General features: G+C 45.7%; 21 protein-coding genes and 1 pseudogene. 14 read left to right on the top strand and 8 right to left on the bottom strand.

Annotated features, from left to right (window positions below):
• The first annotated feature begins 22 nt into the window (after positions 1–22).
• Genes AACP44_RS00965 through AACP44_RS00945 form a run of 5 tightly spaced genes read left to right on the top strand, consistent with a single transcriptional unit; the run spans position 23 to position 6,550 of the window.
• On the top strand, positions 23–1,192 hold the full coding sequence (locus tag AACP44_RS00965) for an isovaleryl-CoA dehydrogenase (RefSeq protein WP_339338101.1): 1,170 nt from the start codon (positions 23–25) through the stop codon (positions 1,190–1,192).
• Positions 1,193–1,222: 30 nt separating this feature from the next.
• Positions 1,223–2,830, top strand: a complete 1,608-nt coding sequence (locus tag AACP44_RS00960) for a carboxyl transferase domain-containing protein (protein ID WP_339338099.1) — start codon at positions 1,223–1,225, stop codon at positions 2,828–2,830.
• A 10-nt stretch (positions 2,831–2,840) separates the two neighbouring features.
• Complete coding sequence (locus tag AACP44_RS00955; protein ID WP_339338097.1) at positions 2,841–3,623, top strand: enoyl-CoA hydratase/isomerase family protein; 783 nt, start codon at positions 2,841–2,843, stop codon at positions 3,621–3,623.
• Between the two features lie 4 nt (positions 3,624–3,627).
• A complete protein-coding gene (locus tag AACP44_RS00950) occupies positions 3,628–5,649 on the top strand; it encodes an acetyl/propionyl/methylcrotonyl-CoA carboxylase subunit alpha (RefSeq protein ID WP_339338095.1) in 2,022 nt (673 codons plus the stop codon).
• A gap of 1 nt (position 5,650) precedes the next feature.
• Entirely contained in the window at positions 5,651–6,550 is a 900-nt protein-coding gene (locus AACP44_RS00945) for a hydroxymethylglutaryl-CoA lyase (RefSeq protein WP_339338093.1), read from the top strand.
• A 21-nt stretch (positions 6,551–6,571) separates the two neighbouring features.
• Here AACP44_RS00945 and AACP44_RS00940 read toward each other — a convergent pair whose 3' ends face one another.
• Complete coding sequence (locus AACP44_RS00940) at positions 6,572–7,462, bottom strand: LysR substrate-binding domain-containing protein (protein ID WP_339338091.1); 891 nt, start codon at positions 7,460–7,462, stop codon at positions 6,572–6,574.
• Positions 7,463–7,559: 97 nt separating this feature from the next.
• Here AACP44_RS00940 and AACP44_RS00935 point away from each other — a divergent pair, with 97 nt between their 5' ends.
• From AACP44_RS00935 to AACP44_RS00915, 5 genes are all read left to right on the top strand, one after another.
• The gene (locus AACP44_RS00935) at positions 7,560–8,261 is read left to right on the top strand and encodes a CoA transferase subunit A (protein ID WP_339338089.1); all 702 of its coding nucleotides are present in this window, start codon (positions 7,560–7,562) and stop codon (positions 8,259–8,261) included.
• Between the two features lie 12 nt (positions 8,262–8,273).
• Positions 8,274–8,930: a 3-oxoacid CoA-transferase subunit B gene (locus tag AACP44_RS00930; RefSeq protein ID WP_339338087.1), complete on the top strand. Its 657-nt coding sequence runs from the start codon at positions 8,274–8,276 to the stop codon at positions 8,928–8,930.
• 137 nt (positions 8,931–9,067) lie between these two features.
• Positions 9,068–10,138, top strand: coding sequence for an alpha/beta hydrolase (locus AACP44_RS00925; RefSeq protein ID WP_339338085.1), 1,071 nt, complete (start codon positions 9,068–9,070; stop codon positions 10,136–10,138).
• A gap of 171 nt (positions 10,139–10,309) precedes the next feature.
• Complete coding sequence (recA, locus tag AACP44_RS00920; protein ID WP_339338083.1) at positions 10,310–11,353, top strand: recombinase RecA; 1,044 nt, start codon at positions 10,310–10,312, stop codon at positions 11,351–11,353.
• Positions 11,354–11,374: 21 nt separating this feature from the next.
• On the top strand, positions 11,375–11,920 hold the full coding sequence (locus AACP44_RS00915; protein WP_339338081.1) for a regulatory protein RecX: 546 nt from the start codon (positions 11,375–11,377) through the stop codon (positions 11,918–11,920).
• Positions 11,921–12,026: 106 nt separating this feature from the next.
• On the opposite strand, the gene AACP44_RS00910 is transcribed toward AACP44_RS00915, so the two are convergent.
• The 3 genes from AACP44_RS00910 to gorA form a co-directional block, all read right to left on the bottom strand.
• Positions 12,027–14,987 carry an insulinase family protein gene (locus AACP44_RS00910; protein ID WP_339338079.1) on the bottom strand — a complete coding sequence of 987 codons (2,961 nt, stop codon included), beginning with the start codon at positions 14,985–14,987 and terminating at the stop codon, positions 12,027–12,029.
• A gap of 432 nt (positions 14,988–15,419) precedes the next feature.
• A complete protein-coding gene (locus tag AACP44_RS00905) occupies positions 15,420–15,878 on the bottom strand; it encodes a MarR family winged helix-turn-helix transcriptional regulator (protein ID WP_339338077.1) in 459 nt (152 codons plus the stop codon).
• A gap of 340 nt (positions 15,879–16,218) precedes the next feature.
• Positions 16,219–17,580, bottom strand: coding sequence for a glutathione-disulfide reductase (gene gorA, locus AACP44_RS00900; RefSeq protein WP_339338075.1), 1,362 nt, complete (start codon positions 17,578–17,580; stop codon positions 16,219–16,221).
• 482 nt (positions 17,581–18,062) lie between these two features.
• On the opposite strand from gorA, the gene AACP44_RS00895 reads away from it, so the two are divergent.
• Both AACP44_RS00895 and AACP44_RS00890 read left to right on the top strand, forming a co-directional pair.
• Entirely contained in the window at positions 18,063–19,676 is a 1,614-nt protein-coding gene (locus AACP44_RS00895) for a long-chain-fatty-acid--CoA ligase (protein WP_339338073.1), read from the top strand.
• Positions 19,677–19,733: 57 nt separating this feature from the next.
• Positions 19,734–21,509: an acyl-CoA dehydrogenase gene (locus tag AACP44_RS00890; RefSeq protein ID WP_339338071.1), complete on the top strand. Its 1,776-nt coding sequence runs from the start codon at positions 19,734–19,736 to the stop codon at positions 21,507–21,509.
• A 134-nt stretch (positions 21,510–21,643) separates the two neighbouring features.
• Here AACP44_RS00890 and AACP44_RS00885 read toward each other — a convergent pair whose 3' ends face one another.
• Both AACP44_RS00885 and AACP44_RS00880 read right to left on the bottom strand, forming a co-directional pair.
• The gene (locus AACP44_RS00885) at positions 21,644–22,153 is read right to left on the bottom strand and encodes a hypothetical protein (RefSeq protein WP_339338069.1); all 510 of its coding nucleotides are present in this window, start codon (positions 22,151–22,153) and stop codon (positions 21,644–21,646) included.
• A gap of 37 nt (positions 22,154–22,190) precedes the next feature.
• Positions 22,191–22,535, bottom strand: a complete 345-nt coding sequence (locus AACP44_RS00880; RefSeq protein ID WP_339338067.1) for a translation initiation factor Sui1 — start codon at positions 22,533–22,535, stop codon at positions 22,191–22,193.
• Positions 22,536–22,650: 115 nt separating this feature from the next.
• Between AACP44_RS00880 and AACP44_RS00875 the strand changes: the two genes are divergently transcribed.
• Together AACP44_RS00875 and AACP44_RS00870 are read left to right on the top strand one after the other, a co-directional pair.
• A complete protein-coding gene (locus AACP44_RS00875) occupies positions 22,651–22,878 on the top strand; it encodes a SlyX family protein (RefSeq protein ID WP_339338065.1) in 228 nt (75 codons plus the stop codon).
• A 230-nt stretch (positions 22,879–23,108) separates the two neighbouring features.
• Complete coding sequence (locus AACP44_RS00870; RefSeq protein WP_339338063.1) at positions 23,109–23,738, top strand: phosphoadenosine phosphosulfate reductase family protein; 630 nt, start codon at positions 23,109–23,111, stop codon at positions 23,736–23,738.
• Between the two features lie 32 nt (positions 23,739–23,770).
• Here the strand turns inward: AACP44_RS00870 and AACP44_RS00865 are convergent, their stop codons facing one another.
• Both AACP44_RS00865 and AACP44_RS00860 read right to left on the bottom strand, forming a co-directional pair.
• Positions 23,771–25,471, bottom strand: coding sequence for a BatD family protein (locus AACP44_RS00865; RefSeq protein ID WP_339338061.1), 1,701 nt, complete (start codon positions 25,469–25,471; stop codon positions 23,771–23,773).
• Positions 25,471–25,807, bottom strand: a pseudogene (locus AACP44_RS00860) (hypothetical protein); the annotation flags it as partial. The pseudogene AACP44_RS00860 and the gene AACP44_RS00865, both read right to left, overlap by 1 nt.

Genomic DNA, 25,807 nt, shown 5'->3' with positions numbered 1-25,807 from the left:
GCAATATGGAGGCTAAACATTTATGAGTACAAGCTACCCCACCTTGAATTTTAATCTTGGCGAAGAGATCGACATGCTTCGCGATGCGGTTTACAAGTTTTGTCAGGATGAAATCGCGACCCGTGCCGATGCGATTGATACTGATAATACCTTTCCCATGGATCTTTGGAAGAAGTTTGGCGATATGGGTTTGTTGGGTATGACCGTTGCAGAACAATACGGTGGTACCAATATGGGATATTTGGCTCATGTCGTGGTGATGGAAGAGATCTCTCGCAGCTCCGGCTCAGTGGGTTTATCTTATGGCGCTCACTCCAATTTATGTGTCAACCAGATTCATAAAAACGGCACCTCGGCACAAAAAGAAAAATACCTGCCTAAACTCTGTTCTGGCGAGCATATTGGCGCTCTGGCAATGTCTGAACCCAATGCTGGCTCCGATGTAGTCAGCCTGAAATTAACAGCCGAAAAACAGGGCGATAAATATCTTCTTAACGGCAACAAAATGTGGATCACCAACGGTCCCGATGCCGACACCTATGTGATCTATGCAAAAACCGATCTCAACACAGGTTCTCGTGGTATTACCGCCTTTATCGTTGAGCGCGATACCCAAGGTTTCACCCAACACCAAAAACTCGACAAACTAGGTATGCGCGGCTCTAACACCTGTGAACTGGTGTTTGATAATGCTGAAGTTCCGGCAGCAAACATCCTCGGTAAAGAGGGTGGCGGTGTTGCCGTATTAATGAGTGGTTTGGATTTTGAACGAGCCGTATTGGCCGCTGGTCCCTTAGGTATTATGCAATCCTGTCTGGATTTGGTCATACCCTATATTCACGATCGCAAACAATTTAATCGCAGCATTGGTGAGTTTCAGTTAGTGCAGGCCAAGATTGCCGATATGTATGCAGAGCTGGCCGCCTCCCGTGCCTATTTATATGCCGTGGCGCAAGCCTGTGATCGAGGACAGGAAAGTCGTAAGGATTGCGCCGGGGTGATTCTATTTGTCGCTGAACGCGCCACCCAAAAAGCCTTAGATGCCATTCAGCTGCTCGGCGGCAACGGTTATATCAATGAATTTCCCGCTGGTCGTTTACTGCGTGATGCCAAGCTCTATGAAATTGGTGCAGGTACCTCTGAAATACGCCGTATGTTAATTGGCCGTGAATTATTTAATCAAACTGCATAATTTACTGTAATTAAAAGCCAGGATGCATTTATGCCAGTGATTCAGTCAAACATTAATACTCGCTCTGCCGAGTTTATTACCAACGCCGAACATATGCAGATACAGGTGGATGATCTGCGTCAGAAGTTGGCAATTATCAAGCTAGGTGGCGGTGAAAAATCACGCGAGCGTCATTTGTCCCGCGGTAAATTGTTGCCACGTGATCGTGTGAAAAGTTTGTTAGATCCCGGTTCGCCTTTTCTTGAGCTGTCGCAGCTAGCCGCGATGGACGTCTACGATGAAGAGGTTCATGCCGCAGGTATTATTACCGGTATTGGTAGGGTCAGTGGTCAGGAATGTATCATCGTTGCCAACGATGCTACCGTTAAGGGCGGCAGTTATTATCCACTGACGGCAAAGAAACATTTACGGGCCCAAACCATTGCTCAGGAAAATCATTTGCCCTGTATTTATTTGGTCGATTCCGGTGGTGCTAACCTCCCTCGCCAAGATGAAGTTTTCCCCGATCGCGATCACTTCGGTCGTATCTTCTTTAATCAGGCCAATATGTCGGCATTGAATATTCCTCAAATAGCCGTCGTTATGGGTTCCTGTACCGCAGGGGGTGCTTATGTTCCCTCAATGGCGGATGAATCCATTATTGTTAAACAGCAAGGCACGATTTTTTTGGGTGGCCCACCCTTGGTAAGAGCCGCTACTGGGGAAATTGTGTCTGCAGAAGATTTAGGTGGGGCGGATGTTCACTGTCGTACTTCCGGTGTTGCCGATTATTTGGCACAAAATGATCATCACGCCTTAGAGTTAGCCAGAAATGCCGTAGCCAGACTCAATCGTGTCAAATCCATTGCGCTAGAAGTAAAAGAATCGGTTGAACCACGGTTTGATGGCCGTGAAATTTACGGCATTATCCCCAAAGAACCTCGCCAACCCTACGATGTTAAAGAAATTATTGCGCGTATCGTTGACGACTCTAACTTTGATGAGTTTAAAGCTCTCTACGGTGCCACATTGGTCTGTGGTTTTGCCCGTATTTCCGGTTATCCGATAGGTATTGTTGCCAATAACGGCATTTTATTTGGCGAGTCTGCACAAAAAGGGGCGCACTTTGTTGAATTGTGTGCCCAGCGAAAAACCCCACTGGTGTTTTTACAAAATATCACCGGTTTTATGGTTGGCAAACAATACGAAAACGATGGTATCGCCAAACATGGTGCCAAAATGGTAACTGCGGTTGCCACCGCGCAGGTGCCAAAATTTACCGTACTTATCGGCGGCTCATTTGGCGCTGGTAATTATGGTATGTGTGGCAGAGCCTATGATCCACGCTTTATGTTTATGTGGCCCAATGCACGTATTTCGGTCATGGGCGGTGAGCAGGCTGCCGGTGTTCTAGCGCAGGTAAAACGCGATCAGAAAAATAAAGCTGGGCAGGAGTGGCCTGAACAGGAAGAGAAGGCATTCAAGCAACCGATTATTGATAACTACGAACGTCAGGGACATCCCTATTATGCCTCTGCCCGTTTATGGGATGACGGTGTGATTGACCCTGCGCAAACCCGTGAAGTTTTGGCCCTTGCCATTTCCGCCAGCCTGAATAAACCGATTGAAGATACCAAGTTTGGTGTTTTCAGAATGTAATGGAGCCATTATGAATTTTGTGACAACTACGATTGATGATCGCGGCGTAGCCACCGTTACGTTAAATAACCCTGACAAGCATAATGCTTTTGATGATGTGATGATCGGTGAGTTAACACAAATATTTAAAACACTTGATAGCAATGCAGATGTTCGTGTGATGATTCTGGCTGCTACTGGAAAAAGTTTTTCTGCGGGCGCAGATTTAAACTGGATGAAGCGCATGGCCAACTATAGTCGGCAAGAAAATTTGGCCGATGCCGCCGCTCTGGCCGATATGTTAAAAACATTAAACTTTATGACCAAGCCGACTATTGCCAGAGTGCAGGGCGCTACCTTTGGTGGTGCGGTAGGGTTGGTGAGCTGTTGTGATCTAGCTGTTGCTACTCAAACGACCGTGTTTAGTTTGAGCGAAGCAAAAATTGGCTTAATACCAGCCACTATAGCTCCCTATGTTGTCGCAGCCATTGGGCAGCGAGCCTGCCGCCGCTATTTCACCACGGCAGAGCGTTTTGATGCTGATAAGGCTTTAAATCTCGGACTGGTGTCACAGCTGGCAAGTGATGAACAAGCGCTTGATGCCGCCGTTGCGCAACTAGTTAAGCAGCTATTAACTAGCGGCCCGCAAGCGGTAGCGGCGGCCAAACAATTGCTGTTCGATGTGGGTAACAATATTACCGACACAGTCATAGCGCAAACCTGTGAGCGCATAGCTGATATTCGGGTATCTCCCGAAGGGCAGCAAGGGTTGAGTGCTTTTTTGGAAAAACGTTCACCGACTTGGGTCAGGTAGGCCGATGTCAATGCAGAACTTTAATAAAATACTGATCGCCAACCGTGGTGAAATTGCTTGTCGGGTAATTCGCACGGCTCGCAAACTGGGTATCCGTACCGTGGCTGTTTACAGTGATGCGGATAAAGATGCCCTACATGTCACTATGGCCGACGAAGCTATTCATATTGGTGCGGCGCCATCAAAGGATTCCTATTTGGTGTATGAGCGAGTGATCGAAGCGGCGAAAAAAACAGGAGCTGAAGCGATTCATCCCGGTTATGGTTTTCTTTCTGAAAATGCTGAATTTTGCCGAGCCTGTAAAGACAATGACATAGTTTTTATTGGTCCGCCAGTAGCTGCTATTGAAGCGATGGGTTCAAAGTCGGCAGCAAAAAATATTATGGAGCAAGCCGCCGTCCCTTTGGTGCCTGGTTATCATGGTGATGACCAGAGCAGAGGCGTGCTTAAGCAGGCCGCGGACGAGATGGGCTACCCAGTGCTATTGAAAGCTGTGGCTGGGGGCGGTGGTAAAGGCATGCGTCAGGTCTGGGGTGAGGCTGAATTTGATCAAGCGCTTGCCGCGGCCAAGCGTGAGGCAATGAACGCCTTTGGCAACGACGATATGTTGGTAGAAAAATATTTAACCCAGCCCCGTCATGTTGAAATTCAAGTGTTCTGTGATCAGCACGGCAATGCGGTGTATTTATTTGAGCGGGATTGCTCGGTACAGCGCCGTCATCAAAAAGTCATTGAAGAAGCGCCGGCCCCTGGAATGTCGGACTCCCTGCGCGCTGCAATGGGCGATGCGGCAATTCGTTCAGCGCGGGCGATTAATTATGAAGGTGCTGGTACCGTAGAATTTTTGTTAGATAGCGATGGTGCATTTTATTTTATGGAAATGAACACCCGTCTGCAGGTGGAACATCCCGTAACAGAAATGATTACCGGTCAGGATTTGGTGGAATGGCAGTTACGTGTTGCCGCTGGAGAGCCCTTGCCCGCCAAGCAACAGGACTTGGTTCTGCGTGGCCATGCTTTTGAGGCACGTATCTATGCAGAAGATCCGGAGCATGATTTTCTTCCGGTAACGGGCACACTGTCTTTTTTGCAACTACCAGAGACCTCTGACAAGGTGCGGGTAGATACCGGCGTATTACAGGGTGATGAGGTTAGCGTGTATTACGACCCGATGATTGCCAAGTTGATTGTCTGGGATGAAAACCGCGATAAAGCCTTGCAGCGTTTAACCAAGGCATTAAAGGATTATCGTATTGGCGGTATGACGACAAATATTGATTTTCTCTACAACTTGGCCAATAGCCAAGCTTTTCGTAGCGCTGATTTAGATACCGGTTTTATCGAAAAACACCACGCAGCTATTTTTCATACCGGTGAAGCTGAGCTTGAAAAAGAACTGCCACTGGCCAGTCTTTACCTGTTATTAAAACAGCAGCAACGGGCTGATATACAGCGGGCTAATTCCACCGATGCCAACTCTTTCTGGTTTGATGCCGGTGCATGGCGTTTAAATGAAAGGTCTACTTATTGTTTTGAGTTACAGATTCAGCAACAGATATTTGCGGTTACGGTTGAGCAATTCGATAAAGGCTCAACAAGGCGCTACAGCATCACTGTCAATGGTAAAACAGTGATAGCGCAGGGTCGATTGGATAACAATGAACTAAGCGCCACATTGGATGGTCACCAGTTACGGGCATCGGTGGCAGATCATCATGGCTGCTACAGTCTTTATACGCAGGACAGTGCTTTAACTTTTAGTCAGGTTGAACCTGATTGGGGTGTGGTTGACGATAGTGCTGATGGTGGTGGTTTAACAGCGCCAATGAATGGCACCATGGTGACATTGTTAGCCGAGGTTGGTGCTGAGGTGAAAAAAGGTGATGCACTACTGGTGATGGAAGCAATGAAAATGGAGCATACCCTTCGTGCACCGGCTGATGGTAAAGTGCTAGAATTTTATTATCAGCCTGGTCATCTGGTCGATGGTGGTACAGAGCTGGTTAATTTTCAAGCGGCTGATTAATATGACAAAGCTACCCAAAAAAGTTCGCATCGTGGAAGTAGGGCCTCGCGATGGTTTGCAAAATGAAAAGCAGCCGGTTGATACCGATACCAAAATACAATTAATTGAGCGGCTTACCCAAGCCGGTATTCAATATTGTGAAGCCGGTGCTTTTGTAAACCCCAAGTGGGTGCCACAAATGGCTGGCAGTGATGATGTGTTTAACAGGATAGCACGTGACCCCAATGTGGTTTATGCCGCTTTAGTGCCTAACCTAAAAGGTTTTGAACGAGCTGTTGCGGTTAATGCCAGCGAGGTTGCTGTATTCTGTGCTGCCTCTGAAGCCTTTACCCAAAAAAATACTAATTGTTCCATCGATCAAAGCCTTGAACGCGCCAGAGATGTTATTAACGCCGCCAGCGCTGCCAATATTCCAGTGCGCGGCTATATTTCCTGTGTGGTTGGTTGCCCCTATGAAGGTGAGATTACGCCGGAGAAAGTGAGTTATGTGGCAGAGAAATTGCTGGCTATGGGTTGCTATGAAATCTCTTTAGGGGATACCATCGGCGTTGGCACTCCAGCATCGGTTGTGGCGATGTTGCAACATGTTTTAACAGTGGTACCAGTTGAAACACTGGCGGTACATTTTCATGATACCTATGGTCAGGCCCTGGCCAATATTTTAGCAGCGTTGCAAATAGGGGTTGCAGTCATTGATAGTTCGGTATCCGGTTTAGGCGGTTGCCCCTATGCAAAGGGAGCTACGGGAAATGTTGCCACTGAAGATGTCGTTTATATGCTTAATGGCATGGATATCGAGACGGGAGTAGACTTGCAGACCCTAATTACCACGGGTCATTGGATTTGCGATCAGTTGGGTCGACAGTCTGCTTCAAAAGTAGCGCGAGCACTGTCCGGCTAGCGTTGAGCAAAGCAATAATCGCTATTTTTTACAATGCTGTGCAATCACCTCCGACATGATTTGTGCTGATACCGACAAAGCGTGATGATGTCGGCTAATCAACCCCACCTCATGGGTAATGACTGGGTAAGCAATAGGCCGGCACTCCAGTCCCATTTCCTGCATTTGAGCTGTACTCATTGTTGGTACCACACTGACACCCAGTCCGGCACTAACCATACGACCAATACTTACTAGCTGGTGTGCTTCAAAAGCCGGCGTTAATGCCAGTTTTTTTTCTGCCAATGCCTTATCAATAAGATGCCGCGTACTGGCCGGTCTTTGCAGCGCAATATAGGCGTAGTGTTGTAAATCTTTCCAGCGCAGTTGAGATTTTTTCAACAGCGGGTGATCCTCAGGCAGGATGGCCATAAAGCGATCGCGGAACAGTGGGTAAAAATTAAGATCTGGGGTATCACCGGGATTAAAGGTAATACCCAGTTCACAACGACCTTCCCGCACTAAATCCACTACATATTCAGCGGTTACATCATGTATGCCGATATGAATTTCCGGATACTGATCATGGAAATCGGCTAATGCCCGAGGCAGCATGCTATTGGTAAAGGTTGGCATCGCGGCTATGTCCAGCTTGCCCTTGCGCAGGGTGAAGTGGTTGCGCACATCTTCTAGGCTTTGATCCCAATCCGACAGCAGTCTTTTTACTACAGGATAAAAAGCTTTCCCTTCCGGAGTTAATGCGACCGAGCGGGTGGTGCGGTCAAACAGCTTACCGCCGAGCGAAGATTCCAGATTTTTGATAGCAATACTCAAAGCCGGTTGCGATAAATGAATCAATTCGGACGCCTCGGCAAAACTACCCAGACGAGCCACCGCGGCAAAAGCTTGCAACTGATTAATAGAGACCGACATATATTTAACTCTTTTATTAATCTATAAAAAAATACAATTTGTTAAATATAACTAGCTACTGCATGCTATGCAAATCCAACCTGCATAGGAGATGCTAGTGTCCAGTTTTGACAAGGTAGTAGATAGCTATAAAGCTGCCCTTGAAGGGCTTGAAGATAATATGACCATCGTCGCCGGGGGCTTTGGTTTGTGTGGAATTCCCGAAAATCTGATTAAAGCCATTAAATGCCGTGGTACCCGCGGTCTAACTGTTGCCTCCAATAATGCCGGCACTGATGGTCATGGTCTTGGCCTGCTGCTTGAAGATAGGCAGATTAGCAAAATGATTGCCTCCTATGTGGGCGAAAATGCGTTATTTGAGGCGCAGATGATGAGCGGGGAGCTTGAGGTGGAGCTTACACCGCAGGGTACTCTGGCAGAAAAAATGCGCGCCGGTGGTGCCGGTATTCCTGCTTTTTATACCGCAACAGGTTATGGAACACCGGTGGGCGAGGGCAAAGAAGTGCGTGAATTCAACGGTCGTCATTATATTTTGGAAACAGCCATTAAAGGCGATTTTTCAATCGCCAAGGCATGGAAAGCTGATCGTCAGGGTAATCTTTTATTTAGAAAAACGGCCCGTAATTTTAATCCTATGGCGATCACGGCTGGAAAAATTGCAGTGGTAGAGGTCGAAGAAATTGTTGAAGTCGGTGAATTGGATCCGGATGAAATTCATCTGCCCGGTATCTATGTCAACCGCCTGATTCAAGGTAGTTTTGAGAAAACCATTGAAAAACGTACTGTGCGAACGGCATAAGGAGAATGGCCCATGGCATTGACACGAGAACAACTCGCCCAGCGCGTGGCTCAGGAATTTCGGGATGGTTACTACGTCAATCTGGGTATAGGTATTCCTACACTGGCGGCTAACTATATCCCTGAAAATATCTCAGTGATGTTACAGTCAGAAAATGGGCTGTTGGGTATGGGGCCGTTTCCACTAGAGCAGAATGTCGACGCTGATCTGATTAATGCCGGCAAACAAACCGTTACTATGGCCGAAGGTGCATCGCTATTTTCTTCGGCAGAATCCTTTGCCATGATCCGCGGTGGCCATGTTGATTTAACCGTTCTCGGCGCTTTTGAGGTTGATGTTAACGGCAATATTGCCTCTTATATGATTCCTGGCAAATTAATTAAAGGTATGGGTGGAGCGATGGATTTAGTCGCCGGTGCCGACAATATTATCGTCACCATGACGCATGCCTCTAAGCAGGGCGATTCCAAGTTATTATCCCAATGTACCTTACCCCTGACTGGTAAAGCTTGTATTAGACGCGTGCTGACCGATCTGGCGTTACTGGATATTGAGGGCGGCCGGTTTATTCTTCGCGAACGCGCGCCAGGGGTGAGCGTTGCAGAGATTCGGGCATTAACGGCCGGTGAGCTGGTTATTCCGGACCGTGTGCCTGAAATGACCTTTTAGCTAACTGAGGTGGTTCAAATTAGGCTCCTGTGTTGCAGTATCTTCTTCGAGTGCTAGGAGAAAGTGTTACCGCTTTGCTGCCCATCTCACTGTGATAATGCTGTCGATGTGGGCATGTTGATATATGGAGGTCAGTCGTGATTGTGTTGTTGTCAGTCTTTGGTGTTTTATTACTTTTATTTATTGTTACGCAGCTTTATTTTCAGGGGGAAGATTTATCTCGATATCAGCACCCTCGTTTCGAGGTCATGAATAAAGGCGCCAGACCCAGCGAGGAGCATGCTGTTGCGGTAGCGTCATTGTTGCGAATTATGAATGGCCAGACCAAGCGTCATAAGCAGGGCAATTTGCACGCCATGCGCGAACGCTTGGATCAATTGGGTGATGCTGTTGAATTTGATGGTGAGATTATCGCTGTTGATTGTCAGGGTATTAAAGGTGAGTGGTTGGTACCGGCCAATGCGGATCACCGGACCCGAATGCTTTATATTCATGGTGGTGCTTTTTTTATGTGCAGTGCAAAAAGCCATCGGGCGATTACTGCACGGTATGCCAAGATTACGGGTGGTGCTGTATTCTCGTTGGATTATCGTTTGCTGCCGGAGCATCGGCGACAAGCCAGTATTGACGACTGTCGTGTTGCCTATCAATGGATTCTTGAACAGGGCCCGGAGGGGTCTTGTCCGTTAAATACCCTGTATTTATCCGGTGACTCAGCGGGTGGGAATTTATCGTTGGCATTAAGTCTTTGGATTCGTGACAAGGGTTTGCGTATGCCTGAGGCTATCGTGGCTCTGGCGCCGTTAACCGATAGCACTTATTCGAGTCCTAGCCTTTATGCTAATGTCACCAGCGATGTCATGTTGGCGCCCTTGGCGGGTAAATTGATCAAGCTTCCTCCAATCCTTCGGGTATGGTTCACCGTATTACAAACGCGCATTCGGCCCTCGCACTACAGTATATCGCCAGTTTTTGCCGATCTCGCCAACTTGCCTCCAACTCTGGTGCATGTCAGTGATAGTGAAATGTTACTGGATGATAGCGTACGTTATGTGAATAAAGCGTGCTTGGCAGGTTCGCCAGTGTCGATACAGGTCTGGCAAGGGTTAATCCACGTCTGGCATCTGTTCGTAGACCACGTTCCCGAAGCACAACATGCCTTTACCGAGGTTGAGCAATTTCTGAAACAACACTCTCGTCGAGCCTAATAAAAAATAGTACTTGCAGATAAAAAAAGATTGTCTATGATACTGTTTATGTGTACAGTGTTTCGAAATCGGGCCACACAGACTTAATATTTCGCTAGGTACCCGCCGCAAGCTATCAATCCACTTGTGCCCAGCAACGATATTTAGCCAACGATAGAAGAGAGAGCGATTATGGATACCAACAAAGAAAAAGCTTTACAAGCCGCCCTGTCCCAAATTGAGCGTCAATTTGGTAAAGGTTCGATTATGAAAATGGGCGAAGAGTCGCGAGAAGCCATTCCAGCGATTTCGACAGGTTCTCTAGGTTTGGACGTCGCTTTAGGTATAGGCGGTTTACCTAAAGGTCGTATTGTTGAAATTTATGGCCCTGAATCATCTGGTAAAACCACACTGACCCTTAGCGTTATTGCCGAAGCACAAAAGAATGGTGCCACCTGTGCGTTTATTGATGCGGAGCATGCCTTAGACCCTTCCTATGCGGAAAAGCTGGGGGTAAATATTGACGATATGCTGGTATCCCAGCCCGATACCGGCGAGCAGGCATTGGAAATTACCGATATGCTAGTACGTTCCGGCTCTGTTGACGTTGTTGTTGTCGACTCTGTGGCTGCACTGACACCCAAAGCCGAAATTGAAGGGGATATTGGCGACTCACATATGGGTCTGGCGGCACGTATGATGTCACAGGCGATGCGGAAAATGACCGGTAATATCAAAAACGCTAACTGCCTAGTTATCTTTATTAACCAGATTCGTATGAAAATCGGCGTTATGTTTGGCTCCCCGGAAACTACAACTGGGGGTAATGCCTTGAAATTTTACTCTTCTGTCCGTTTGGATATTCGTCGCACTGGTGCCATTAAGGATGGTGATGAGGTGATTGGTAACGAAACTCGCGTCAAGGTGGTTAAAAACAAAGTATCACCGCCCTTTAAACAGGCTGAGTTCCAAATTATGTACGGTAAAGGTATCTACCGTATGGGTGAAGTTATTGACCTTGGTGTTAAACAGGGCTTGATTGATAAAGCCGGAGCCTGGTACGCCTACAATGGTGACAAAATTGGCCAAGGTAAAGCGAATGCGGCTAAATACCTGCTCGATAATCTCGATGTTGCCGAAGCCATTGAAGGCAAAATTCGTAGCGAGTTATTAGGTAGTGCTATTACCGGTGCGCCTGAGTTACAGGTTGTTGAGGATATGGAAGCTGCTGAATAAATCACGGCTTTTAGTTTAAGCATGTCTGAAATAGAGTTAGAGGCTTCGGCATTGTTTGATGATGAGGCCTCGGCGCTTGTCAAACGCAAAACAATAAAGCCCATGGATATTCGGTGTGCAGCAATGGATTTGCTGGCGCGAAGGGAACATGCCTTCCAAGAGTTAGTGAACAAGCTTAGCACCAAATTCCTTCGTTATTCTGATTATGGCTATGCTATCGAGAAAGCAAGTCTGCTTGAGCTGATTTTCGATCAGATTCTTATTCTTAAAAATGAAAATCTGCAAAGTGATGAGCGTTATGTTGAGTCTTTTATTAATGGCCGTAAATCGCAGGGTAAGGGGCCAATAAGGATACGCCGCGAGCTTGAACAAAAGCAGGTCAGTAGCCAGCTGATTAATAACTATCTGAATGAAGCCTCTGAGGAGTGGGAGAGTTTGGCCCGTCAGGTCTATCTGAAAAAATTTGGTCAGGGTGAGTCAAAAAATTATCAAGAAAAAACCAAGCGTCTACGGTTTTTGGTGTATCGTGGGTTTCCCCACGAATTACTAAGATCTATTGTCTGTTAGTAAATCTGTCACCCTGCGTCAAGAGTGTTACATGTTAATATCGACAATGACCAATTTATTGCTGTTGTGTTTTTTTTTTGCTATGCCGAAGCGATCATAGTGATATCTAAACAGTCTGGGTCTCAATGCCATGATTTTTTATAAAATCATTCAATTGTTCTGCAGTGGACTGATTGGTAATGACTGCAATACTAGCGCTATCCGGCGTCAAATAGGTGTTGGCAACACGCTTTAAATCATCTAGCGACACCTTAAGAATTCGTTGCCTAAAAGCACTGCGCTGTTTATGGGTGCGCCCAAACAAATTATTATGGAATGATTGCTTGGCTTCCCCCGCAGGAGAGCCTGGCTTATCAATGCTACTAACAACGCCCAAGATTGCCTGTTCCAATTGCTCATCTTCATGTTTTGTTTCCAGTAGCCAGCTAATTGCATGATCAAAATCTTCCAAAGTTTCTTCTAAACGCGGGTCGCGGTAAGAGTAAAACCGGAAAGAAGCCGTATTGGAGTCTTGGCCGGCACCTCCGCCATAAGCACCACCTTGTTCACGAATAGCCCGATGCAAATAACCATTACGAAGAAAACCACCCAAAATCGTTAGTGGCGCGGCATCCGGATGCTCAACGGTAACGGTGGCATAGGCCTTGGCACAAAAATTAACCTGGGTGTTGGCTATCCATAATTGTTTGTTGGTTTTGCGAATTTTTTCCGGCTTAAAGTGTGTGGTGTTTTGATGGATTTCAGCATGCTCCCACAGCTGGCTGATGCTCTGCTGGCATTCGGTCAATTTCTCAGCTTCAGCAACCAGTACTAATTGCTTGGGCGCCGCTAGTATCTGCCTGTGCAAAATCGTTAGTTTGTCGGCATAGGCTTGTAAGCCGTCATCAGTTTGCACACTTTCATCGAGTCGTTTAACCGCTTGAATACCTGCCAGACCACTCAGTTGATGACTCAGTTGAGCTGCTGGGCTCATTCCGGAGCTAGCAGCGCTCATTGCTAAACTGTGACCATTATTGGTGACAGACTGTTCACGACGGGCCCGTTGCTGGCCAACTAACTCACGTAGTCTGGGTAATTCGTCAAAGCGCACGTTTTTCAAGGTTTGTTGCATCAGTTCAGCTTGTTGTTGTTGATTGCGAGACAGGGCTTTGGAGGAGAGCACTAAATAACTGCTGATAGTCTGTTCATCATCAATGGCACTGCGCATGGTGGTAAAAGCGTTAATGCCGCCACAGATATTGGCCTGCCAGCCCTGAGTCGCTAGATAATCTTTGTCACCGATACCGAGTTCAGTCAGAGCGTTGGTATAGTAGGGTAATAATTCAACCAATTCTTCGGGTAATGCCGGTAAGTTAACTAATAGTTGCTGATAGACAAGACCATTCGTGCCCTGTGCATAACTATGGCTGGGTATCGTCCCCAATGTTGCCGTTGTGCTGGTAATATTGCGAATCGTGGCGGGTATATCTTCAAGACCCACTTTGGGTAGTACGGACTCATCGTCTTTTTGCAATTGGCGTTTATTCAAAGCATTGGCTTGATCGATGACCTGTTGTTTTTCCTGTGCTGAAAGTGCCGCTTTAATATTGGCCAGTTTTGCTGCTTCAGCGGCATCCCGTTGTGCGGAAAGTTGCTTATCGGGGGTCATCGTTAATGTTACGCGATGAGGGTTGTCGATTAATAATTTTCTCGCCAAGCCTTTAATAAATTCAGGGTCCTTAATATCTTCTCTTAGCTGCTCTAGTACTGGGTCCAGATCAAGTACAGCGATAGGGTCACCTCGATGGGTTGCATTGCCAATTGCCGCTAAAATCAGTTGCAAACCAAAGGGGTAGCCATCACCACCGACTTCCCGTTGATGCAGCTCTAACTGATGTAAAACGGCTTCCACTTGCTGCTGGGGTACGCCGTTATCAGCGACGTCCTGTAGTGTCGATAGAATCAAAGCTTCTACAGCCTCCACATTGGCTACCTCAGCTCCCTCAACACCGCAGACAAAGGTGAGTTCACGCATAGAGTCTTCAAGTCCGCACAAAGGTGACGGCGAATTAGCCAATGCTGTGGTTTCCAGTACTCGCCGTAGCGGAGAACTGCTGTTATCTAACAGGACGCTGGAGAGTAACTGCCCTTGCAGTAAGTCCTGCAAATTAGCGCTTTGGCCCCATAACCAACCCATCACAATATGGTTTTTGTCGTCACTACTGCCTTCCTCGTCAAAGGCATAAGGCTCCTGTGCGCTAATTGGGGCGCTGTAACGGTGTTCTTCAGGTACATGGATATTGATATCCAATGCCTCAAACTGTGAAAGTGCCCGCTGTTCAAAACAGGCATGATGTTCGGCAGCTGTGATATTGCCGTAGGTCATAAAGATGGCATTGCTTGGGTGATAATGGCTGCGATAAAAGTCGAGCAATTGCTGATAGGTTAAATCAGGGATATGTTCAGGGTCACCGCCACTGTTGTAATGATAGGTGGTGGTTGGATAAAGGTATTTGCAGAGTGTTTGCCAAAGGGTGCTGGGCACCGAGCTCATAGCGCCTTTCATTTCATTAAACACAACTCCTTTGTAAACCAAGTCGCTGTCCGGATTGTCAGTTTCAGCAAATTCTACTCGATGGCCTTCCTGTGCAAAATCCATCTCATCTAGCCGGGAAAAGAACACTGCATCCAAATAGACCTGCAGCAGATTATTAAAATCTTTGCGGTTTTGGCTGGCAAAAGGGTAGGCGGTCCAATCGGAGCTAGTAAAGGCATTCATAAAGGTATTGAGTGAACGACGAATCATCATAAAGAAAGGGTCGCGCACCGGATAACGCTGGCTACCGCATAGGGCAGTATGTTCCAGAATATGAGCAACACCTCGAGAATCCATTGGTACAGTGCGCAACGCGACTAAGAAGACATTTTCATCATTATTGGCGGCCATATGATAGTGGACAGCACCGGTTTTTCTGTGGCGGTATTCTTCAACTCTGATATTCAATGAGTCGATGGTTTGACTGCGAATCCACTCAAAGGCAGGGTGGTCTGAGTGATTCTCATTGATGGCTTGGTTGAATGAGGTCATTGGTTATCCGTTATTATTTTACGAGACAGGTATTGTAACGCCTAATGCTGAAAACTGGCACTGATTTTTAGCTTCTATGGAATCATCTAAAGAATTGATTAAAGTGTATCAAGTTGTCGATTTTACCTGACAAATAACAGCTTTTAAAAAAAACAGTGTGCTTGCAGATGACTGATAGGCTGTTTACCGATTCGATGATGGCGCTAAATTGCATTATCAATAACGCAAAAAATCTATTAGATAGGATAATTTGATGACCATGGAGCTTGGTGCGTGGTTCAGGTTAACCAAAACACAGGCGTTGGTTTGTTTAAGGTAGGACCAAGACTGATATCACAAAAGTTTTATATTGGTTGTAAAAACCTATTAACCCTACTGCGGAAGCTTGTGCCGTTGCTGTTCAATGCATCCGCAGCTATGAATAATTCCGGATTAAGGTGCGTTGGCTTTGCTGAGTAAGGAGTTAAGTTGTAACACTTCATCTTCTGGCAGACAATTATCCATCAGGCTTTGGGTCCAGTATGCATTGGCATCTACCATTTCGCTATGCAATTGTTTGCCTTTCATGGTCATGCTTATTTCAGTCAATCGTCGATCCTTGCGGCTACTGCGACGTATCAACAAGTCTTCGGCTACCATGCGTTCAACCAATTTAGTGATATTGCCATTGGAGGCCAGCAATTGGTTCGCGACCTTGCCAATAGCCTGCCATGGATCTTCACCCTTGGCGAGTTGGCATAGTAAATCAAAGCGGGTAAAGCTTTGATTGAAGTGTTTTCGAAAACGATGGCTTATTTCTTGTTCGAAATTCTTAGAGTAGCGTAATAGTTGTTGCGAAAACTCAAGATAAATATGATGTTGGTTTTGTGGGAAATCCGGTTTCGTATCCATAATATCAGTCCATATGATTTAATTATGCCCTATTAAGCACCGCTATTTTACATATAAGCGATATGTTGAAGTCCTTTTTCACCCTATCTGGTAAGAACCATACCTCATAATAGCTATAAAAAAAATACTCCATATGAATTACTAACGATTATATTAAGTTCTAGTGATTCCCATGGTAATAAGCGACTATGAGGTGGCTGGATTAGAGCTATGGATATTATTAAAAATTGCATTGATAATATCGGCTTTGTTTTTTTTGCCTGGTTCGCCTAGTTAGATAGAAACCATACCTGATGATTATTATAAAAAAAATAGGCCATTTGTATTACTAACATTTATATTAAGCTCTAGGATCGCGCATGGTGACAAATTCCTCAGCTGTGGTGGGGTGAATGCCAAGGGTGCTATCAAAGATCGCTTTGGTGGCGCCGGCTTTCATTGCTACGGCCATGCCTTGAATGATTTCGCCGGCATCTTCTCCAACCATATGAATACCAACCACTCGATCAGTTTTGGTTGCTACAATCATTTTCAGGTATGTGCGCTCTGTCCTACCTCCAACAGTATGTTTCATGGCGCGAAAATTTGATTCATAAACAGTGATGTCAGAATATTTTTCTTTAGCAGCTTCTTCGGATAAACCGCATGTGCCAATATTGGGTTGACAAAAAACAGCGGTGGGAATGGTGTTGTAATCGACGGTAATTTTTTCGTTGTTGTACAGTGTTTTTGCAAGCGCCATACCTTCTGCCAAGGCTACTGGGGTTAAATCCATGCCTGCGGTAATATCGCCAAGCGCATAAATATTATCTTCACTGGTTTGAAAGTTTTCGCCAGTTTTTATGGTGCCATTATCGTCAAGTTCAATATTGATATTATCAAAGCCGAGATCCTGTAAATTTGGTTTTCGGCCCGTGGCGTAGAGAATGGTATCAGCTTCTATTGAGCTGCCATCTTCAAGTAAGGCTTTTAAGCTGCCATCGCTTTGTTTTTCTATGGCGGCAATATTACTGTTAAAGCGCAAATCAACACCGGAAGCGGAAATTTCTTTAGCGGCAAATTCACGGATATCTCGATCAAAACCGCGTAAAAATAATGGGCCGCGATAAAGCTGTGTGGTTTGAGCGCCAAGACCATTAAAAATCCCAGCAAATTCCACGGCAATATAGCCGCCGCCGACCACGACAATGCGTTTGGGAAAGTCGGCAAGATCAAATATTTCATTAGAGGTTATTGCATATTCGCTGCCTGGAAAATTCGGAATATAGGGCCAGCTGCCGGTCGCAATTAAGATACGCTCTGCAGTGTATGTTTGGTTATTGACGACAACGGTATGCTTGTCGACAAAGCGCCCACGACCATGAATTACTTCAACACCGGCGTTATTCAGCATATTGTCATAGACGTTATTTAAACGAGAGATTTCTTTGGTTTTGTTATCGCGCAGTGTTGACCAGTCAAACTTGGCTGTCGTCCCGCTCCAGCCAAAGCCCTGAGAGTCTTTAAAAGCGTTGTTATATTGTGAGGCATAGACATAGAGTTTTTTCGGTACGCAACCAACATTGACGCAGGTGCCACCCATATAACGGTCTTCTACCACGGCTACTTTGGCGCCAAAAGATGCAGCGATTCGGCTGGCTCTAACGCCACCTGAACCGGCACCAATAACAAGAAGGTCAAAATCGTATGCTGTTGTACTCACTCTATTCTCCGTCTATGTCGTTGTCTATTTCAGAAATAAGTGCGGATAATAAGGCCTAAAAGTAGAAATATACACCTATTAATGGCTGTTGCTTTTGCTGCAGGTAAATTAACAAAGTCGAGAATCATACTGAGGGTCATTTTGGTTAAAGCACCAACTTGATTAGTATTTGGGGGTATATTTCTATGGCGGTTAAATACTAAAAGCTTGGCAATGGGCCTTCATCCGAAGGCCTAGTTCCGTCTATGCTAGGGTAATAATGACTGGATATGTAGCTAATTGGTGCAATTAGTATGTCCTGTTGGTATGTGGCGTTATACCTGTCGATGACCTAAGCAGTTAAAATAGCCTTGACCCAATGCCGATTGATGGCAATAAATAGTTAAAATAGTCTTGGCTAGTACTATTACCTTGATTACGCTCATGACTCACATAATCAGTGATTCTCATTGAGGATATCACCCTTATTTTGGAGGTTGCGTATGACAGGTCAGATGATAAATTCGCCATTAACGATTACCTCGTTAATGGCATTTGGCGAAAAGATTCATGCAGATACAGAAATTGTCTCGGTTACCATCGATAACTCCCTGTTCCGTTACACCTTTGCTGATGCTTTTAGGCGTGCTCGACGGCTAGCCAATGCCCTGGCTAGACTGGGAGCGAAGTTTGGTGATTGTATCGGCACGTTGGCTTGGAATGATCATCGTCACTTCGAATTGTATTTTGCAGTTAACTGTTCCGGCATGATTTGTCATACGATAAATCCGCGATTGTTCCTCGAGCAAATCGATTACATTATTAATCATGCCGAGGATCAGTTTGTTTTTACTGATGTTGTTTTTTTGCCGCTGCTTGAAAAGTTAAAAGATCGCTTAAGCACCGTCAAGGGTATTATTGTAATGACTGATCAAGCGCATATGCCGGTCACGTCGATGACAAACGTGCACTGTTATGAAACGCTGTTAGCTGCCGAGTCAGATCTGTTTAATTGGCCTGAACTTAATGAGTTAGATGCCTCCGGCCTGTGTTATACCTCAGGCACTACCGGTAATCCGAAAGGTGTCCTGTATAATCATCGCAACACGGTATTGTTTGCCATGACCGGCATCAGTGTACTTGGGCTTGGGAAAAACGATGCGGTGCTGCCGATGGCGCCCATGTTTCATGTCAATGCATGGGGTATTCCCTACTGTAGTGTTGTCACCGGATCAAAAATTGTTTTCCCCGGCAGAAAAATGGCCGATGGCGAGACATTGACATCACTGATTAATGAAGAAAAGATCACCTATTCGGCAGGTGTGCCGACAATTTGGATGGCTTTACTGGATTACCTCAAACAATCGGGCGCAACGGTAGATTCTTTAAGGCGAGTTACAACTGGCGGTGCTGCATGTCCCCTATCAATTATGGAAGATTTTGATAAGTATGGTGTATACACTGATGTCGGTTGGGGTATGACAGAGTCGACCCTAGGTAGTTATAATAGCGATTTAGATCGTTCAGTTTTGGGTGAGGAGGAATTTGCCCGATTGAGAGTCAAGGCCGGACGTGTTATCTATGGTATAGAAATGAAAATTACAGACGATGACAACAACGAACTGCCTTGGGATGGCGAAGCCTTTGGTGCACTAAAAATTCGTGGTCCATTTGTTTGTGATGGCTATTTCAAAATCGAACATAGCAAAGCCCACCATGCCGATGGTTGGTTTGATACAGGCGATATTGCTACAATTGATTCAACCGGTATGTTACAAATTACTGATCGCCGTAAAGATATTATTAAATCCGGTGGTGAGTGGATTAGCTCTATGGATTTAGAAAATGTGGCTGTTGATCACCCCTTCGTGGTTGAGGCCGCTGTGATTGGAGTACACCATAAAAAATGGATTGAGCGGCCTTTATTGTTAGTGATCAAACATCCTAATGTCGAGCTAAGCAAAGAGGATATGTTGGCATGGTTTAACGGTAAGGTGGCCAATTGGTGGATACCAGACGATTGTTTATTTGTCGAAGAATTACCACATACCGGTACCGGTAAACTCAGTAAAAAAGATTTGCGTGAGCAATATAAAGATTACTCATTGTCCACATAAACATAAAAGTGGGCGGAAAAATTTTTAACCAGTCAGTCAGTTTGGAGAAGAATAGTTATGTCAGATTACGTTGCGCCCGTCAAAGAAATAAATTTTGTACTCAATGAGTTAGCGGGCTTACCTGAGCTGTGCGAATTGCCGCGCTTTGAAGATTCCAGTGGGGATATAGTGGCTGCAGTGCTTGAGGAAGCGAGTAAATTTGCCAGTGGTGTTTTGGCGCCGTTAAATACTGTCGGTGACACTCAAGGAGCAAAATGGGCTGACAATGCAGTACAGGAAACCGCGGGTTTTTCCCAAGCTTATCAGCAGTTTATCGAGGGTGGCTGGGCATCTTTATCCTGTAATCCCGAGTTTGGCGGTATGGGTTTACCGGAAAGTGTCGGTGTTGCAACTAGCGAAATGTGGAATGCCGCCAATACTAGCTTTGCTCTGTGTCCCATGTTGGGAGATGGTGCTATCAGCGCGATTGAATCACATGCCGATGATGCGATTAAAGCTACCTATCTTGAAAAAATGGTATCGGGTGAGTGGACAGGTACTATGAATTTAACCGAGCCACAGGCGGGTTCCGACTTGGCTATGGTTCGCACTAAAGCGGTTCCCGAGGGTGATCACTATCTGATCAGCGGCACCAAAATTTATATCACCTGGGGCGACCATCAAATGACAGATAATATTGTGCATTTGGTGTTGGCTCGTACACCGGATGCACCTGAAGGGGTCAAAGGTATTTCGCTATTTGTGGTGCCCAAGTTTTTAGTCAACGACGATGGTTCTATCGGTGATCGCAATGATGCTTATGCGGTATCGATTGAGCACAAGCTGGGTATACATGCTAGCCCAACCTGTATGATGAGTTATGGTGACAACGGCGGTGCGGTTGGCTATCTGGTGGGCGAAGAAAATAAAGGCCTCGCCTATATGTTTACCATGATGAATCATGCCCGGTTAAATACGGGTATTCAGGGCGTGGCAATATCGGATCGAGCCTATCAGCATGCGGTAGCGTATGCCAATGACCGTGTACAGGGTTTGGCCCCCGGCGATAAAGAAAAAGGCACTATTATCCGTTACCCGGATATCCGTCGTATGTTGATGGTCATGCGTTCTATGACCGAGGCTTCCCGAGCTCTTTGTTATGTGGCTTCATCATCTTTTGATATGGCTCACCACGGTAACGATCAAGAAGCGCGCACGCAGGCTAACGCTCGTGGTGAATTGCTGACGCCTATTGCCAAGGGCTGGTCTACCGAGATTGCTCAGGAAATAACTTCGCTAGGTATACAAATCCACGGTGGTATGGGTTTTGTTGAAGAAACCGGCGCCGCTCAATACCTTCGTGATGCACGGATTATGACAATTTATGAAGGCACTACAGGTATTCAGGCCAATGATCTTATAGGTCGTAAAATGATTCGTGATAAAGGCCAGGAATTCAGTCGTTTGATCGCTGAAATCTTTGAAACCCAAAAAGAGCTTGCGGCTTTGGGTGGAGAATTTTCAACCATCGCCGATTCATTGACGCAAAGAGCCGATGCTTTGCAACAGGTGGCCAATTGGATTATTGAACATCATATAGATAATCCTCAGCTACCCGGTGCTGTTGCAGTTAACTTTATGATGGCGGCAGGAACGGTGATTGGTGGCTGGTTGTTGGCCAAAGGGGCGGTTATCGCTTCAGCCAAACTGGCCGAAGATGAAAGCTTCTACAGTGCCAAAATTATTACTGCCAGATTTTACGCCGAGCAAATTATGCCAAGGGCCGATGCCTACCTAAAAATGACTGAATCGGGTAGTGCTATGACTATGGCTTTGGCGGATGACCAGTTTTAAGTCTGGTTATTGGTAGCTGAAGTGACTCTAGCGTAAGCGGTTTTAACAAGTCAACGAATTGTGATGCTTATGCTGTGTTGACTGATTGATTTAATCAGTCAACATTTTTCATGTAGGGGGATTTCACCTCAACATTATGTTTGATCATAGCGTTGGCTAAGCACGTTATAAAACTGCTCACGCATTTGAGAAACCTCAGTTTTCAACTGTCTGGCATCATCGACCTTATTATAACGGCCGGGATATATTCGTTTGCGGTATTGAGCCATCTTGGAGGTATACAGCTTCATCGCCTTCTCCAGTTTTTGCTCACCTAGCAACAGTAACTTGGATTCCGCAATCGAGATCTCTTGGTAAACCTCAACCAACTCTTCACTAAGGCTATCTAGCTCCCGTTCTTGCTTGGCAGAAATCCGATCGATTGTAGGGCCGATCTCTGCCACAAGCGAGGCGTACTTACTAAACACATGGCTGACCTTGCCAACATGTTGGGCCACTTGCTCCAATAGCCCGATGCGACGCATAGACATAGCCTGTTGTTGCTGTTGCCGTTTATCTTTCAGGGTATAAAACACCACCGCGGCGCCAAAAATGCCACCCAGAATAAAAATAATACCACTGTCAATAATGTCGAGGTTAGCCATATCTAGATCGTCTGTTAATGATTGTTAATGCTGCTTCTCAGCCACCGCTGAGTTTGACGGTGTAACCCTTGTCCTGCAATATTTCCAACAGAAATTTTCGTTGGTCGCCTTGAATCTCAACCACACCATTCTTAATCGCACCGCCGGTGCTGCAACGTTGCTTGAGTTCCTTGGCGAGCTTTTTAAGCTCGGCTCCGGCCAATGGTAGGCCAGTAATCAGGGTTACTCCTTTGCCTTTACGGTTTTTAGTCTGTAATTGCAGTCTGACAATACCATCACCGCTGTCGACAGCCATTTGTTTTTTGCATTGGCAGTCGTCAACAGGGCGGCTGCAGTCTGGGCAATGTCTTCCCTGGTCGGTGGAGTAGACCACTCGGTTCATATGGCTGTCTCGTTGTTATAAGCGGGTTGTGCTGTAGTTTTCAAACTAGCCGATTATAATGGCCGCCACACCCCTAACCAAGTAATTCAGAATCTTTTATAAGGTATTGATGCCAGTGACTTCTTTAACAGAGCTAGATCAACTCAAACAACAGCTATTCGATCTGCAAAGCCAGCTGGCCTTTCAGGAAGATACCCTGCAAGCGTTAAATGACATAGTGACCAAACAGCAACAGCAAATCGAAAACCTTCATGAACTCTGTGAGAGCCAAAAATCCCAATTAGAGCTGATGACTGAAGCGGCGGGTGGGGCTCTAATGGAAGAAAAACCGCCGCATTATTAAGCCTTGATTGATAGAGGCTTCAATTTTCCCCGCCATCATTGAAGCATAAAAATAATTTGTTATAAGCTTAGAATCTTTTTTTATAACTGATTGATTTTATTAGATTTATTGGATTTTACTGGCGCTTTGCAGTATAGTCGCCGGCCTTGTTTGAGGCGATCGGGCCATATTGTAATCATCGGACAACGATTAAACAGTAAATAAGACTAGTTAAAGGCAGCAAGATCAGCATGAGTTTGGATCTGGATACTCTAAATCAACAACTCAGAGACTTATCCCCCGTGGAGATTATGCGGTGGGCGGCGGGTCTTGGTAAAAAGGTGATAGCGACTACCAGTTTTGCACCAAATGCAGCTGCCATGTTACATGTTGTGGTGGAAGTTGATAATACTATTCCAGTCGTGTGGGTCGATAGCGGCTATAACGTGCCAGATACTTACCGTGTGGCCGAAGTCATTATCGATAAGCTCAAACCCAATATGCAGATTTATATCCCGCAATGGACCGCAGAGCGGCGCAATGCCATTATGGGAGGTATCCCCCATCCTGATGACGATCCTGAAGTTCATGAAGAATTTACCCGTCAGGTAAAGCTGGAACCGTTTCAAAAGGCGCTGGATGACTTACAGCCTGAAGTATGGGTCAGTGGTATTCGTCGTGAAGAAACCGAGTTTAGAAAGAGTCTGGATATTCTGTCGATAGATGGTCGCGGTATTTTAAAAGTAGCGCCATTTTTCTACTGGACTGAACAGCAAGTGCAGGATTATATAAACCTGCATGAGTTGCCAAACAGTCGTCACTATTTTGACCCCACCAAAGTTGAAGATGGCCGTGAATGCGGTTTGCATACGTCGGCCTGATATCATGCTTGCCTTTACGGCGAGAGCGACACTTAATTCGAATACAGTGGTTTTAAACCATTATTTTGGCTGCTGTTATTCTCTGTACTTTCTCGAATCCATTTAATTACTGATAGTAAACCTTCGCCGTTCCAACTATGGCCATCCGTTTGATGGCCATAAAGCCTATTATCCAGCTCTGATAGTGCAATATTTAAAGCGGGGTGGTCGCTTTGTGCCTGAATATCCTGCAAGCTTTGGATATTGTTAGTTTGCCAATAAACCCTTGCCCAATTGAGCAGGGCAATGCGCGCGGTACCAATATTATTATCGCGACACACTTTGCTTAGTTGCTTAAACGCCTGCTGCTCTGATAATGACTTTTTAACCGTCGTATTTTGTTGTTCAACCTTTGTAAAGTGCTTGCCTTTTGATTGTTGCCAAAGATAAAGCGTTACTAGCCAGGCTAAGGCAAAGCCGCCGGCAATCAACTGCCATAATAAATGCGTTGTGTCAGAGTTTGCTGTTGCGGTGGAAGCTTTGGGTGTCGTTAGACTGTGATCGATAGCAAGTGGCGTACTATCGCTAGGCGTTTTATTGATTGCAGGTTTAACCGTTAGCGTGCGTGCAGGAATAAGTGCTTCCTGCATTTTATTAAGCTTGGTATCCCACCATTGTAGGCGTATTTCAGCTAAAGTTACTTTTCCTTCACGGGTAGGAATAATGGCAACACTATCTGCTCTGGATGAGAGACTTCCTTGGTCGGTGACAGATGTTTCGCTACTACCTTTGTCTGGATAAGACTTGGCGCCGTCAATTGGATTAAAGCTTAACGGTGGTAATTGAGAATCCAATAAACCCTCAGCTTCAATCGTTATAATCCGGGTGATCGAATCACCGACAGAAATAGTATCTGGGTTGCCACTCCATCTTTCAACTAACTGGATTGATTTGGCAGGCAACCAGATATTGCCGGTAAAGCTGGACGGAGGTGCTTTGACTTTAATTTTATGCTGCTTGGTCATTTTGCGAATACGTTTACCTTGTGCAGATAAACTAAATACCGATTGACGTGCCATTGCCTCGTTGGCCGAGAATATCATTTCCGGAATAATTAATTCGCCGATTTCCTGCGGGTAGATGGCATAGCGTAATTCATGCACACGATAAAGAGCATTTTGAATGCGGCGTTGAAAAGAATTCTGTCCCAGTTTTTCCATCGCGGCATTATCAAATTCAGGCTCGCTAATATTCATATTGTCGAGCTGAATTGATTGAAAAATACGCAGTGTAAAAATAATTTGCTGCTGAACATAAGCATTGTCGATATCGACTTCAGATTCGAGAAAAACCGCTTCAAGTGTGCCTTCCGGAGTGGGAATACTCGGTTGTACGCTGACCGTGATAGCTTGGGTACGTTGCCCGTCGATATCGATAGCTGGAATCTCAAGTTGGCCTTTGCGTTTCGGCATTAGGGTGATTACCCATTCTGTCCATGATTCTGATTGGCCGTTGCGAATCATATGACGGCTACTTTGACTATTCCCCAATAGGTGAAAATTTGTTTTAACTGGGTCAAGATTTGGGCCGGCATAGGAGCCACCGTCATTAATACGTATCGTTAGTGTCAGGGTGTCATCAATGGCAATCACACTGCGATCAACTTTGGCAATAGGGGTGGCAGCCGAAGCGTTACTGATCATAGTAAAGCTAATAACAACGATAAAAGCGATGACGGCTATGAAACGCTGCATTACCACTGTGGTTGCTCCCGCTGAATTTCGCCCTGTTGTTGGCGAAGTTTCGATTGATGATTAAATTTACGCCGTAGCAAACCGGAGGGGTCATCGGGTATTTGTCGTAACCACTGTTCCATCGCTTGTTTTTGCTGTTGGCTTTGTTGGTCTTGTGCTACGGCTTGAGCTTGTTGTTGTTGATTTTGCTCTTGCCGATTTGCTTGATCTTTTTCCGCAGCTTGCTGTTCGCTGGCTTGTTTCTGTTGCTCTGATTTTTGCTCTGATTCTGGTTCTTTGTTATCCCTTGGCTGATTTTGTTTCGTTTGTTGATCGTTGTCAGATGAATTATTTTGA

This window comes from uncultured Oceanicoccus sp. (genome assembly GCF_963968385.1).
GTDB lineage: Bacteria > Pseudomonadota > Gammaproteobacteria > Pseudomonadales > Dasaniaceae > Oceanicoccus.
This window is presented reverse-complemented; position numbering and strand designations above follow the sequence as displayed.